13 protein-coding genes are annotated in these 13,310 nt (G+C 70.4%); 4 read left to right on the plus strand and 9 right to left on the minus strand.

From position 1 onward, the window contains the following. Positions 1–2: 2 nt before the first annotated feature. The 3 genes from ACYVF7_RS50975 to ACYVF7_RS50985 form a co-directional block, all read right to left on the minus strand. Positions 3–1,661, minus strand: a complete 1,659-nt coding sequence (locus tag ACYVF7_RS50975; RefSeq protein ID WP_460354179.1) for a substrate-binding and VWA domain-containing protein — start codon at positions 1,659–1,661, stop codon at positions 3–5. A gap of 123 nt (positions 1,662–1,784) precedes the next feature. After that, positions 1,785–2,480, minus strand: coding sequence for a DUF4245 domain-containing protein (locus ACYVF7_RS50980; RefSeq protein WP_460354181.1), 696 nt, complete (start codon positions 2,478–2,480; stop codon positions 1,785–1,787). Next, entirely contained in the window at positions 2,464–3,051 is a 588-nt protein-coding gene (locus ACYVF7_RS50985; protein ID WP_460358550.1) for a TetR/AcrR family transcriptional regulator, read from the minus strand. The genes ACYVF7_RS50980 and ACYVF7_RS50985 overlap by 17 nt, the downstream gene beginning before the upstream one ends. A gap of 231 nt (positions 3,052–3,282) precedes the next feature. On the opposite strand from ACYVF7_RS50985, the gene glpX reads away from it, so the two are divergent. After that, on the plus strand, positions 3,283–4,317 hold the full coding sequence (gene glpX / locus ACYVF7_RS50990) for a class II fructose-bisphosphatase (RefSeq protein WP_460354183.1): 1,035 nt from the start codon (positions 3,283–3,285) through the stop codon (positions 4,315–4,317). A 47-nt stretch (positions 4,318–4,364) separates the two neighbouring features. Here glpX and ACYVF7_RS50995 read toward each other — a convergent pair whose 3' ends face one another. From ACYVF7_RS50995 to ACYVF7_RS51010, 4 genes are all read right to left on the minus strand, one after another. After that, complete coding sequence (locus ACYVF7_RS50995; protein ID WP_460354186.1) at positions 4,365–5,246, minus strand: carbohydrate ABC transporter permease; 882 nt, start codon at positions 5,244–5,246, stop codon at positions 4,365–4,367. Further along, positions 5,243–6,202, minus strand: a complete 960-nt coding sequence (locus ACYVF7_RS51000) for a carbohydrate ABC transporter permease (RefSeq protein ID WP_460354189.1) — start codon at positions 6,200–6,202, stop codon at positions 5,243–5,245. The genes ACYVF7_RS50995 and ACYVF7_RS51000 overlap by 4 nt, the downstream gene beginning before the upstream one ends. A gap of 10 nt (positions 6,203–6,212) precedes the next feature. Next, entirely contained in the window at positions 6,213–7,466 is a 1,254-nt protein-coding gene (locus ACYVF7_RS51005) for an extracellular solute-binding protein (RefSeq protein ID WP_460354192.1), read from the minus strand. Positions 7,467–7,799: 333 nt separating this feature from the next. Next, complete coding sequence (locus ACYVF7_RS51010; RefSeq protein ID WP_460354195.1) at positions 7,800–8,405, minus strand: DUF1707 SHOCT-like domain-containing protein; 606 nt, start codon at positions 8,403–8,405, stop codon at positions 7,800–7,802. A 53-nt stretch (positions 8,406–8,458) separates the two neighbouring features. Here ACYVF7_RS51010 and ACYVF7_RS51015 point away from each other — a divergent pair, with 53 nt between their 5' ends. Both ACYVF7_RS51015 and ACYVF7_RS51020 read left to right on the plus strand, forming a co-directional pair. Next, on the plus strand, positions 8,459–9,394 hold the full coding sequence (locus ACYVF7_RS51015) for an ABC transporter ATP-binding protein (protein WP_460354197.1): 936 nt from the start codon (positions 8,459–8,461) through the stop codon (positions 9,392–9,394). Next, on the plus strand, positions 9,387–10,169 hold the full coding sequence (locus tag ACYVF7_RS51020) for an ABC transporter permease (protein WP_460354200.1): 783 nt from the start codon (positions 9,387–9,389) through the stop codon (positions 10,167–10,169). Before ACYVF7_RS51015 ends, ACYVF7_RS51020 begins: the two co-directional genes overlap by 8 nt. A 76-nt stretch (positions 10,170–10,245) precedes the next feature. On the opposite strand, the gene ACYVF7_RS51025 is transcribed toward ACYVF7_RS51020, so the two are convergent. Further along, positions 10,246–11,277 carry a CU044_5270 family protein gene (locus ACYVF7_RS51025; protein ID WP_460354203.1) on the minus strand — a complete coding sequence of 344 codons (1,032 nt, stop codon included), beginning with the start codon at positions 11,275–11,277 and terminating at the stop codon, positions 10,246–10,248. Further along, positions 11,274–11,873: an RNA polymerase sigma factor gene (locus tag ACYVF7_RS51030; RefSeq protein ID WP_460354206.1), complete on the minus strand. Its 600-nt coding sequence runs from the start codon at positions 11,871–11,873 to the stop codon at positions 11,274–11,276. The genes ACYVF7_RS51025 and ACYVF7_RS51030 overlap by 4 nt, the downstream gene beginning before the upstream one ends. Before the next feature lie 187 nt (positions 11,874–12,060). On the opposite strand from ACYVF7_RS51030, the gene ACYVF7_RS51035 reads away from it, so the two are divergent. Then, on the plus strand, positions 12,061–13,272 hold the full coding sequence (locus tag ACYVF7_RS51035) for an MFS transporter (RefSeq protein ID WP_460354208.1): 1,212 nt from the start codon (positions 12,061–12,063) through the stop codon (positions 13,270–13,272). Positions 13,273–13,310: the final 38 nt, after the last annotated feature.

Consider the following 13,310-nt stretch of genomic DNA (forward strand, 5'->3'; position numbering starts at 1 on the left):
GGTCACTGGGAACAGCGCAGGTCGTCCTGGACCTTCAGGGCGATGGCGCACCGGAACAACGTCATGATCTGCTGATCGTTCTGGACGTTGTAGGCGACGCCCTCCGTGGCCTCGGCGATCCTCTTGAGCGGCGCCATCTTGATGCCCTTCCCGAAGGCGAGGAGGGTGATGTTCACCTGTTGTTCCGGGTCGAAGTCCTTCTTGAGCTGGGTCACCAGTCGGTCGAGCGAGATCTTGTCGTGCTCGCCGGAGGCGCCGCCGGTGAAGACGAGGACCTCGTTGAGCATGCCGGGCCGGTAGTCCCGCGACAGTTCGTGGTACGCGTCGAGGATCGCGTCGTACAGGCCGCCGTCTCTCCCCTTCTGCGGCCGCAGCCCGGAGATCTGTTTTTGCAGCCGCGCCCGCCGGGTGCCGCCGACTCCGATCTCCTGCATCCGGCCGACCTCGACCAGCTTCCGGTACGGGTGGGAGCCGGTGCCGGGGAACGACCACAGCCCGAACTCGGTGTCGTCGTCCAGGTACGAGAAGCCGCTGTTCAGCGACGTCGCCATCATCTGCGTGCGCGTGCCCGACCCCAGGCGGGCGAGCGTGGCGTCCGACACGTCGACGAGGGCGAGTGCCCGCAGACTCGTTCGCATCTTCCGCCAGGTGTCGCGCATCGTGCGCGCCGCTCCGGGGCTCACCACCGGGAGCACGCGCGGTGCGGCGGCCGGCAGGCCGGCGGAGACGAGCCGGCCCGCGGCGCCGTCGGGCGTACGGAGCCAGGCGTCGTGCAGCCGGGCCGCCCCGTCGGGCGAGCGCAGTGCGGTGAGCAGTCCGGCCGCGATCCGCCTGCGCCCCCGGTCCGTGGCGAGGACGGCGTACGGGAAGTCGAGCACCGGCGCCGCCTGCGGGTAGACCGCCGCGACCTGGCGTCCCTGCTGCCGCTGCCGCCAGATCGTCTGCTCCGAGAGGGGCAACACGGGCGGTTCGCTCTGGTCGCCGAGGGCGTTGACGGCATCCGCGGCGTCGGACGACGGCTTGACGTCCTCCAGCATGCGGCTGAACGCCTGAAGCCCGGCCGTGCCCTTCCCCGCGGCGGACGAGAGCGCCAGCAGCGACGCCATCCCCGTCGCGGACGGCTCGGGGTCGAGCAGCCGCAGGCGGTATTCGTCGTCACGGAAACCGCCCCAGCCCTGTTTCACCAGGGCGGATCCGTACTGCTTGGCACCGGCCGGCGTCATGGCGAACACCACCGGCGACGAGGCCACGGACGGCGCGGAGCGGGCCGCGAGATCTTTCACTCCGTCGAACCACAGCGAGGAGTCGGCGATCCAGACGTCGGGCCGGGCGTCGGCCGTCGTGTCACCGGCGGCCAGGACCCGCGCCGTCTGCGCGGAGTCGCCGGTCACGACGTTCACGTCGGCGCACTTCGACGCGTTGTAGCGGCTCGCCACTTCGGTCACCGCCGCCGCGATGGCCGGATCGGCCGTCACCGTGAGGGTCCGGTCCTGACAGGCCGTGTGGTTCCGGTAGACGAGCCAGCCTCCACCGCCGAGGGCGAGTCCGACGACGAGGGCGACGGCCGCCGCCATGCTCGTGCGTTCGCGTCCGCTCAGGGACGTGAACCGCCCGCCCGCGGAATCCGAAAGCAGTTCATGTTCTGCGAATGAGGAGTCCACCTTGGTGTGTCTCCATGGGGAGGTGTGTGCCTGCATTGCATTTCGCAAGCGCGACGATCAGTAGGGTCCCCATAGCCCCACAAGTTACATGACTTTCCCCGCTACCGGGGGGTTACGGACATCCTAGGAGTGGCTCTTCGGCTGCGGCTTGAGCGAGCCCGCCAGGATGGCCAATTCCTCGTACGAGGCCGTACCGGTGACGACCAGCGTGACGCCGGGCAGCCGCCGCACCAGCGACCGCTGGTGCTTGTCCTTCCGGAACGTCTTGTCCCAGGTCGCACCGGCCACCTGCAGGGAGCCGTCCGGCCTGCCCTGGCTCGTCATACGGGAGACGAACCCGGCGCTGCCGTCGGGTCCCTCATTGCTCTGCTCGAGCGCGGCGTACTGCTTGTCCGGCGTGTAGAAGCCGAGATGCCAGCCCACCGGGCCGTTCGCCCGGCCCGTAAGGCGCGAGCTCGTCGGATACCACTTCGGGCCCAGCCCCTGGGGTGCCTGCACGGTGAACGGCGCGGTCGCCACCAGGCCGTTCACGTCGGAGCGGTAGTCGACCTGCGGCATCGAGTTCGGGTTGCGCCGGGGGGTGACCAGCAGCACGAACCCGACGATCACCAGGCAGGAGAGCATCGCCATCGCGAATCCCGGAAACCCGGACATGAGACGCCGGTACACCGACGGCGACACGACGATGGGCCCCTCGCCGGCCTGCGCCTGTGCGTCCGGCGCCTGCTCCGGGGAGGCGGTGCTCACCGGGGACGCCGGTGAGTCCGAGGAGGTGACGGGGTCGTTCGTCACCGGGGCCGTCTCACGGCCTTCGCTCACGCCGGCCCTCCAGACTCGAAATGATCACGAGCACGTCGTCGGCCAGCCGCCGGGAGGCGTCCTCGTCCTCCGACAGGGCCACCTCCGCGACGGCGCCGGACACCGCACCGGTCAGCACGACCACGAGCGCCTCGTCGACGTCGCCGTCGCCCGCGTCGAAGAGCGCGGCGTTGCGCCGGGCCCAGGTCCGCAGCCGGTCGTGCAGCACCCGGTCGAACCCGGGCGGGCCGTCACCGGACACGAACAGGCGGGACAGGTCCGGCTCGGCGAGGCAGCCGTCGAGGTAGGCGCGCGCGCCCGCGATGAACACGCGCATCGGGTCGGTCTCGCCCGCGTCGCGGGCCGTGTGGACGGCCTCGCGCGTGCGCTCCTGCTGGCGGGCCTGGAACTCGCCGAACAGCGTCAGGTAGAGATCGGCCTTGCCGCTGAAGTGGTGGTAGAGGCTGCCGACGCTGGCCCCCGCCTTGGCGACGATGTCGGTGACCGCCGCCTGGGCGAACCCGGCCTCGGAGAACACGTCGCGGGCGGCCTGCAGCAGCGCGCTCCGCGTGGCGGCGCCTCGATCCGACATACGCGAAACCGGTTCGACGCTCACTGGCGCGCTCCTCGTCGGGTCGGGGCCACGCGAAACACGCGCCGGGCGCGGAGCCCGCCGGCCGGCTTCGGCCGTTCGCCGGCCTGCCACTCGATGTCGCTGCTCATGACGGCCCTAGATTACGCCCTGTCTGCTCGGAAATACGATCGGAGGAGACCCGCCGGGGTGACCCGTCAGGTAAAGCCCGCAGGAAAGGCCCGGATCGCCATGACTGAAGAAACGACCGTATCGTCCCCGCTGGCCACCGAAGCCCACGCCCCCGACCGCAACCTCGCCCTGGAACTGGTACGCGTGACGGAGGCGGCGGCGATGGCCGCGGCCCGATGGGTCGGCCGGGGCGACAAGAACGGCGCCGACGGGGCCGCCGTGAACGCCATGCGCCAGCTCATCAACACCGTGTCGATGAACGGCGTCGTGGTGATCGGTGAGGGTGAGAAGGACGACGCGCCGATGCTGTTCAACGGCGAGCAGGTCGGGGACGGCAGCGGCGCCGACTGCGACGTGGCCGTCGACCCGATCGACGGGACGCGGCTGACCGCTCTGGGGCAGAACAACGCGATCGCCGTGCTCGCGGTGGCCCCCCGGGGCACGATGTACGACCCGTCCGCCGTGTTCTACATGGAGAAGCTGGCGACCGGGCCGGAAGCGGCCGACGTGGTGAACATCGAGGCGCCCGTCGCCGACAACATCCGCGCCGTCGCCCGGGCCAAGGGCTGCTCGGCCGGTGACGTGACGGTCGTGATCCTCGACCGGACGCGGCACGAGGGCATCGTGAAGGAGATCCGCGAGGCGGGGGCGCGCATCAAGTTCATCACCGACGGCGACGTGGCCGGTGCGATCATGGCGGCCCGCGAGGGCACCGGCATCGACCTGATGCTCGGCATCGGCGGCACCCCGGAGGGCATCATCGCCGCCTGCGCGATCAAGTCCCTCGGCGGCATCCTCCAGGGCAAACTGTGGCCGAAGGACGACGCGGAGCGGCAGAAGGCGATCGACGCCGGGCACGACCTGTCGCGGGTGCTCACCACCGACGACCTGGTGACCTCCGACGACGTGTTCTTCGCCGCGACCGGCATCACCGACGGCGAGCTGGTCGAGGGCGTCCGGTACGGCAAGGGGATCACGTCCACGCACTCGCTCGTCATGCGCTCCCGCAGCGGCACGATCCGCCGGATCAACAGCGAGCACCGGCTGTCCAAGCTCCGGGCCTACTCCGCGATCGACTTCGACGCCGCCTCCTGAACGTACGGAGCGGGGGCGCGACCGCCCCCGCTCCGTTCCCACGGCGGCTACTTCACCGAGCCGGCGGTGAGGCCGCCGATGAGGTAACGCTCGATGAGGACGAACAGGACGACCACCGGCACGATCGCGATCAGCGAGGTCGCGAACAGGTACTGCCAGTGCTGCTGGTACGACGTGACGAATCCGGGGACGGCCACGGTCAGCGGCTGGCGGTCGGGGGACGACGTGATCGTCAGGGCGACCACGTACTCGTTCCACGCCCCGATGAACGTGTAGATCACCGCGGTGACCAGACCGGGCAGGGACAGCGGCAACGTCACCCGGGTCAGCGCCTTGACCTTGCCCGCCCCGTCCAGGTAGGCGGCCTCCTCCAGCGCCTTCGGGATGCTGGAGAAGTACCCGTGCAGGATCCACACGCAGAACGGCAGGTTGAAGGCGGCGTTGACCAGGATCAGACCGAACAGCGTGTCGGTCAGGTTGAGCGCCACCATCTCGCGGTAGATGCCGATCACCAGGGCGGTCGGCGCGAACATCTGGGTGACGAGCACGAGCAGCAGGAACGCGCCACGTCCGCGGAACCGGTTGCGGGCGGTGTAGTACGCCGCCGGCAGCGCCACCGCCAGTGCGATCAGCGTCGCCACGGCGGCGACGATGAGCGACACCTGCATGTTCTTCCAGATCGGCGCCGCTTTCCACACGTTGACGAAGTTGGCGAAGTCCCAGTGCTTCGGCAGGAACGTGGTCGGCGACTTGGTCAGCTCGCGATCGGGCTTGAGCGCGGTCAGCGCCATCTCCAGGTACGGCGCCACGAAGACGAACGCGACCAGGTAGCCGACACCCGCGAGGATGGTCCGGCGGGCCAGCTTCGACCAGTCGCGCCCGGCCGATCTTCCCCGGCCCTGCGGGCGCGGCGTGCTCAGGCTGCTCATGCTTCCGCCTCCCCGCGCCAGCCGACGACCCGCAGGTACACCAGCACCAGGATCAGGATCAGCGCGAAGTTCACGACCGCCATCGCGGCGGACTCCCCGACGTCACCGGTGCCGGTGAAGGCGAGCTTGTACATGAAGGTCGTGCTGGTGTCGGTCTTGCTCCCCGGTCCGCCCCCGGTCATCGCGTAGATGATCGGGAAGGAGTTGAAGACGTTGATCACGTTGATGATCGCCGCGACCAGCAGGGACGGCCGCAACAGCGGCAGGGTGATGCGGAAGTACGTCCGCGCGCGGCCGGCGCCGTCGACCCGGGCCGCCTCGTAGACGTCGCCCGGGACGGTCTGCAGGCCGGCCAGGATGACGAACGAGGTGAACGGCAGCGAGACGAAGACCGCGACCCACATCATCCACATCAGCGCCTGCGTGGGGTGCGACAGCCAGTTCACCGGCTGGTCGATGAGCCCGAGGCCCTGGAGGACCTTGTTGACGACGCCGTAGTAGTAGTTGAGCATCCACTTCCACGTCAGCGCGGTCATCAGGACCGACGCGGCCCAGGGCACGATGACGGCCCAGCGGACCACGCGCCGCCCGGGGAAGCGGGCGTTGAGCAACTGCCCGAGCGCCAGCGACACCACGATCGTCACCACGACGACGCCGACCACCCACACCACGGTGCGCAGCAGCACGCTGACGAGGTCCGTCTCGTCGAACAGGTCACGGTAGTTGCCGGTCCCGCGGCTGCCGAGCGTCGCCCCGGACGAGCTGATCCTCAGCAGCGACGTCCGGACCATCTCGATCACCGGCCACAGGACCACGGCCCCGATCAGGATGACGGCGGGACCGATCCAGGGCAGCGGGGCGAGTGCCCGGCCGAACCGGCGGAGGGTGCTCCTCGACGGCGGCGCGGGCGCCGGGGTCGAGGCCCCGGCGCCGCGCGTCTCGATGGTGTCGTGCACGGGCCGTCCGTCAGCCGTTCTTCTGCGCGGTCTGCTGGAGGCCACTCAGGACGCTCTTCGGGTCGCCGGTGATGGCGGTGCCGAGCTTCTCCTTGATCGTGTTCGCCAGCGGTCCCCAGGCGGCGTTGCCCGTGGGGTAGAACTTCGCGTTCGGCAGGGCGTCGATGAACGGCTTGTCGTACGGAACGGCGCTGCCGATCACGTCGCCGGCCGACTTGGTCACCGGCAGGAAGCCCTCTTCCTTCTGGAAGTTGGCCACGTTGTTCGTCTGGTAGAAGAAGTTCAGGAACTTCGAGACGGCGTCCTTCTTCTTGCCGCCGTTGTTCTTGAAGGCCACCAGGAAGTCCTGCACGCCGAGCGTGCTGGACGCCGACCCGGACTTGCTGGGCAGCGGCGCGACGGCGTACGGCAGCTTGGCGTTGACCTTGTTGATGAAGCCCGCGGGCATGAAGACCGCGCCGTTCAGCATGCCGATCTTGCCCTGCGCGAACTCGTTGAAGACGTCCTTACGGTCGGTCGTCTCCGGGTTCGGCTGGGTGAGGCCGCTCTTGGTCAGGCCCTTGAGGTAGTTGACCGTGTCCACGTTGGCCGCGCTGTCGATCGCCCAGTTGCCGGACTGGTCGACGTAGCCGCCGCCGTTGTTCATCGCCCACATGAAGAACTCGGCCTGGGACTCCTCCGCGCCGAGCGGCAGGCCCAAGGGGAAGACGCCCTTCACCTTGTCCTTGATCTTCTGGGCGTCGGACTGAACGTCGGCCCACGTCTTGGGCGGCGCGTCGATGCCGGCCTTCTTGAAGACGTCCTTGTTGTAGAAGAACAGCCGGACGCTGGACAGCAGCGGCGCGGCGTACTGCGTGCCCTTGTACTTGTCGCCGTCGACGAACGACGGGAGGATGTCGCTGGACACCTGCGGCGACAACACGTCCGAGGTCGGGAAGAGCAGACCGTCGCGGGCGAAGTCGGCGAACGCGTTGTAGTTCAGAATGTCGGGCGTCTGCTTCGTCTGGACGTAGGTCTTGACCTTGGCGTCCATCTGGGTCCAGTCGACCATCTCCAGGTTGACCTTGTAACCCTTGTTCTGCGCCTCGAACGTCTTGATCAGACTGTCCCAGAGGCCCTTGGTCTTGTCATCGTAGATCGCGGCGACGAACCTGATCGTTTTATTGTCACCGCCACCGCCGGACGAACTGCCCTTGCTGCATCCGCTCACACCGAGGGCCACCGTGAGACCCGCGGCGATGGCGCCCATGAGATGCCGTTTCACCTGTCCCCGCCTTCTGCTTATGCATCGGCTCCGGGGCCACGCGGGTGCGCGCGACGTCCCCGGTCACTGTCTTCTGATGGGTTCGCCAATCCCCCGGCCCGGCCCCTCGACTCACCCTTCGAGCAGCCGTTTGGCGTGGCACAGCTGTGCGGCTCGCGCCGCCGCCTCCTTTCACCTGCATGAAAGGTTCTGCACGATTCAGCCGCTCATCGAGCAGAATCGCGCATGGCTCTGAACGATAGGAGCTGGTCCGTACCAGTTCAAGAGGAGACAGAGCTAGGAGTCTTAACCGTTATCGAACGGCCATGACCTGCTGGTCTTGCCGCCGCTCCGTCACGCTCGGCGGCGGGCCACCCGCCAGCGCCGCCGCCGCTTGGGCGTACGGGCGCCCACCGACCCGAGGACGACCACGCCGCTGACCTCCACCACCGGGGCGTCGTCGGCGTACGGCGCCCGCACCCGCAGGTCCCGCGAGCCGAGGACGGAGCGGCCGGTGAACTCCACGCGCACCCCCTCCGGGACGAGCAGGCGGAGCCGCCCGCCGAGCATCGCCGCCCGCACGACGACGTGCCGGCGCTGCAGCAGGGCCTCCCGCAGGTCGATCTCGACGGTGCCGAACAACGCGGACACCGGCAGGCTCATCGGCACCACCCAGCGCCCGCCGCGCCGTACCGTGCCGAAGAGGGCTATCAGGGGCCGGTGCTCGATCTGGATCGGCTGCTGCTCGGCGGGGATCAGATCGGCGGTCAGCTCGGACAGTTCGCCCAGCGTGCGGGCGGCGTAGGCGCCCTCGACGCGCTCGGCGTGCTCGTCGACGGTCAGCCGGCCGTCGCCGTGGGCGTCGCGCAGCAACTCGACCACGCGTTCCCGGTCGGCGTCGGAGGCGCGCAGGTCACGCGCCGGCACGTGCTGGTCGTTCGGTTTCCACGGCAACTCCACGGCTCGACGATATTCGCTGGCGCGCGGTCGGTGGGGCTTCGTAGCGTGGGCTCATGGCGGACCTCCCGGCGATCATCCTGCGCGACGTCGTCAAGCGATACCGCGACAAGGACGGATCGCAGGTCACCGCAGTCGACGGGCTCACCCTGGAGGTCCCGGCCGGTGTCTGCCTCGGGCTGCTCGGCCCCAACGGCGCGGGCAAGTCGACGACGATGCGCATGCTGACCGCCCAGTCCCGCGCCGACGAGGGCGAGATCACCGTCCTCGGCCATCCCGTCCCGGCCGGGTCCAAGGAGGCGCGCGCGCTCATGGGCGTCGTGCCGCAGACCGACAACCTCGACGAAGAGCTCACCGTCCGGCAGAACCTCGAGGTCTTCGCCCACCTGTACCGCGTGCCCCGGGCCGCGCGGCGCTCGGCCGTCGACCGCGCCCTGGAGATCGCCCAGCTGACCGACCGCGCCGGGACCCGCGTCGTGAACCTCTCCGGCGGCATGCGCCGGCGGCTCCTCGTCGCCCGCGGGCTCGTGCACTCGCCCCGCCTCGTCCTGCTCGACGAGCCCACCGTCGGCCTCGACCCGCAGGTCCGCGCCGACCTGTGGGGGCTGATCGCCGGGCTGCGCGACGAGGGCACCACCGTGCTGATGTCCACGCACTACATCGAGGAGGCCGAGCGGCTCGCCGACACCTGCGCGCTGATGTCCGGCGGCCGGATCGTCGCCCAGGGCAGCCCCGGAGACCTCATCGCCCACCACGCCGGCGGCAGCGTCGAGGAGCACCATGGCCCGCCCGGCCGGCTCGCGGAGATCGAGGACCTCGTACGGCGGGCCGGCCTGCCCACCCGCCGCACCGGCCCGACCGTGTCGGTGCTGCGCGCTGAGCACATCCCGCCCTCGCTGGCCGACGCCCTCGGCAACGGGGACCGGGTCGTACGGCGGGCGGCCAACCTCGAGGACGTGTTCGTCGTCCTGACCGGAGAGAACGTTGGCTGACACGAGACTCCGCAGATTCGAGTGGGCGCCGGTGCGCGGTGTCTGGCGGCGGGAGCTGGCGCTGTTCCGGCGCTACTGGACCTCCACGTCCTTCGCCGCGACCGTCGAGCCGACGATCTACCTGCTGGCGTTCGGCTTCGGGTTCGGGTCGCTGCTGGGGAGCATCGCCGGCTACCGCTACGTCGACTTCGTCGGCACGGGCGTCGTGGCGACCGCGTCCCTGTTCACGTCGGCGTTCCCGGGGATGTTCAACACTTACATCCGGCGCACCTACCAGCACTCGTACGACGCGGTCCTGGCGGCGCCGGTGGACGTGCACGAGGTCGTGGCCGGCGAGACGTCGTGGATCGCGGTCAAGGGCGGGCTGTTCTCCTGCGTGCCGCTGCTGGTCGCACTGGCCTTCGGCCTGCGCCCGGCCGCCGGCATGCTCGCCGTGCCGGTCTTCACGACCCTCACGGCGATCGGGTTCGCGCTGTTCGGCACCTGGATGTCCACGATCGTCCCGTCGATCAACAGCTTCGACTATGTGATCAGCGGGGTGCTCACCCCGATCTTCCTGGTGGCGGGCACGTTCTTCCCGGTCGACGGGCTGCCGGGCTGGGCCCGCACGGCCGCCCGGTTCAACCCGCTCTATCACTGCGTCGAGCTGGTCCGGCACGCTGCGTTCGGCTTCCACCCGCTGGCCGACCTCGGTCACATTGGCGCGCTCGCGCTGTTCGCCGCCCTGATGTGGGTCCTCGCCGTACGCGGCATGCGCCGCCGCCTCATCGACTGAAGGACGACGGCACCGTCCGCGGCGTCGGCCGGGTCCGGCCGCGACCGGGCCGGACCCGAATTCCGTCTGGCGTCCGCTAGAGGCGCTGTCCGGGCTTGTCGACGACGCCGGCCGCGAGGCGCACGGACAAGACGTCGATCGTTCCCTTCTTGACGGTCCAGGAACCGGACTTCCCGGTGCCGGCATCGCCCGTGTGGTCCTTGACCGCGATGGACCGCTGGCCCAGGAAGGCGTACGTCTTCCGATCGAACAGGATCTCGCTCCGCAGCCAGCCCTCGTCGACGCGGGAGACGGCGAGAGCCGGACGCCCGTCGACGTCCACCGCCTCCTTGTTGAGCGTCACTCCGGAGATCTTCGCCATCGCCCGGTAGACCGTCGCCTCCTGCTGCGGCGGCACGACACCGTTGTTGTTGAGCAGTGAGCCCAGGAGGTCGAAGACATGGCCGTCGCGTTCATCCGCGGTGTCGCCTGGGACACCCTGCCGGCGGAACCACGCCAGCAGCGCGTCCGGGTCACGTGGCAGGGCCGACAAGGAGGTATAGCCGACAGGAGGCAACCCACCGCCCGACGGGCCGATCAGCAGCCTGCCGTCGTGGTAGAAGGCCGACCTCTTGCCGTCGGCCCGGTACCAGGTCCGACGGATCTGTGTCTTCAGCGGCGTCTTGGACGTCTGGACCTTGCCGATCGGCGGGTTCCCGGGAGAGGTGTACCGCGTCTCGGTATAGACCCACTGGTCGGCGCGGGGAGGTTGGTGCGGGCGGGCCTGTGCGTGCTCGGCCGCCTGGGCCAGCACCGTCTGGGCGCTGGCCACCGGGCCGCCGGGCAGACCGGGCACGACGGGGCGGGGGTGGCCGTTCTTGTCCGTGCCGCCGAGGTTCTGGGCCACGGTCACCCCGGCCGCGATCGTGACCGCAAGCGCCCCGACGGCGGCGATCCGCAGGCCCATCCGGGGCAGCCGGAACCTGCGGGCACGCCGGGGCGCCGTTCCGGCCGTACGGGCGGAGGCCCGCTCCAGGAGGGCCGCGCGGGCCGCCGCGTACGCGGCCGCCGACGGGGGCGCCGGGCGGTCCCAGGCGTCGCGCAGGGTGGTCAGGTCGTCCATCGTCATCGGCCCTCTCGGGTGGTCGTCGGGTCGGTCCGGCCCAGGGCCGCGCGGATCCGCTTGCGGGCGCGGTGCAGCCGCGACCGTGCCGTTCCGGCGGGGATGCCGAGGGCCTCCCCCGCCTTCTCCGAGGTCAGGTCGGCCCAGGCGACCAGGAGGAGCACGTCCCGGTCGCCGTCGGCGATCTCGGCCAGTGCCGCCGCCAGCCGCCCCCGGTGGGCCTGCGCGTCGAGCCGGACCACGACGCGGTCCGCGTGGCCCTCGCTGACCTCGTCGACGCCCGTACGGGCCAGCGCGCGGTACTGGCGGACCTCCGCGCGGTGATGCCGGGCGATCAGGTTGGAGGCGATCCCGTACAACCACGGCCGGGCGTCCGCGCGGGACAGGTCGTACTTCGTCCGGTTGTCGAACGCGATCAGGAACGTCTCGGCGGCCACGTCGTCGGCCAGGCTCCCGCCGAGTCGGCGGGCGGCGTACCCGTGGATCAGCGCGTAATAGCGGTCGAAGATCGCCGCGAAGGTCTCCGGCTCACGCAAGGACTGCTCGATGATCGCGGCGTCGGTGGCCTCCTCCGTGGGGAGCGCTCGCATCACCGCGGCCATGCCCAGGTCCTTCGTCTCATCGTCTGCCTTCCACAGGGGGGGATGGTCACCTCTCTTTCACCGATCGCCCGGGTAGTGTTCGGTCACCTCGGCCCGGCCGCTCCGCCGGATCGCCTCCGGGTCTATTGACCTGCCGAGATCCAATACCTACGCTGACGCGAACGTATTTCACGTTCCGGAGGACAGCGTGGCGGCGGACATCGATCAACGGACTCGGCGAGGTCGGCGCGCGGCGTACGCGGCGTTCGGGGTCCAAGGGCTCTCCTTCGCCGCTCTCGTGACCCGTATCCCGGAGATCCAGAAGGCGCACAACCTCAGCGACGGCACCCTCGCGCTGGTGCTCCTGGCCGTGCCCGTGGTCGCCGGGCTGGGCAGCGTGCTCGCCGGCTCGCTCATGCCGCGGCACGGCAGCGGCCCGGTGCTGCGCGCCGCCCAGCCGCTCGTCCTCCTGTCGATCGTCGCGATCGGGATCGCGCCCGGGGACCTCGCGCTGTACGGCGCGACGGCGCTGTTCGGCCTGTTCGTCGGCGCGGTGGACGCGTCGATGAACGCCCAGGCGGTGACCGCCGAGACGCGGTACGGCAAGAGCCTGCTCACCGGGTTCCACGCGGTGTGGAGCGCGGCGGGCATCCTCGCGGGCCTGTGGAGCGCACTCGCCAACAAGGTCGACATGGGGTTGGGGACCGGCTTCGCCATCCCGGCGGCGCTCGGCCTCGTGGTGTCCGTGTCGGCCGGCCGCCGCCTGTACCCGAAGGCGATGGAGGCCACCGGGCCCAGCGACGAACAGCTGAAGGCCGCGGCCAAGAGGGTGCCCTGGAAGCCGATCGTCATCATCGGCGCGGCCGTGACCTGCATGTACATCGCGGACTCGGCGACCTCGAGCTACAGCGCGAAGTACCTCAAGGACGACCTGCACGCCTCCGGCTTCGTCGCCCCGCTCGGCTACGTCGCGTACCAGATCTTCATGATGCTGAGCCGGACCGGCGCGGACCTGCTCGTCCGCGCGCGCGGCGCGGCGAAGGTCGTCGCGGCGGGTGGCCTGGTCGGCGGCGTCGGGCTGGCCACCGCGGCCGCCGCTCCGAACCCCGCCGTCGCCATCGCCGGGTTCGCCGTCGCGGGGCTCGGCCTGTCCGTCGTGGTGCCCACGTCGTTCTCGGCGGCCGGCCGCCTCGATCCGACGGGGCTGGGCATCGCCGTGTCCCGGGTCAACGTCTTCAACTACGCGGGCTTCGTGCTCGGGGCGGTGGTCGCGGGCGCGGCCGCCTCCGACCTGTGGCTCGCGTACGCCATCGGCGCCGCGCTCTGCCTCGTCGTCCTCGTGACGGCCCGGGGGTTCGAGCCGACACCGGTCGCCGGTGCGGCGCCCAACCCGGCGGTCGCCGAACGCCCCGTCGCCTGAGTGCGCGGCACGCCCTGACGGAGGGTCGAGTTCCGGTC

It is taken from the genome of Actinoallomurus acanthiterrae (assembly GCF_054775715.1).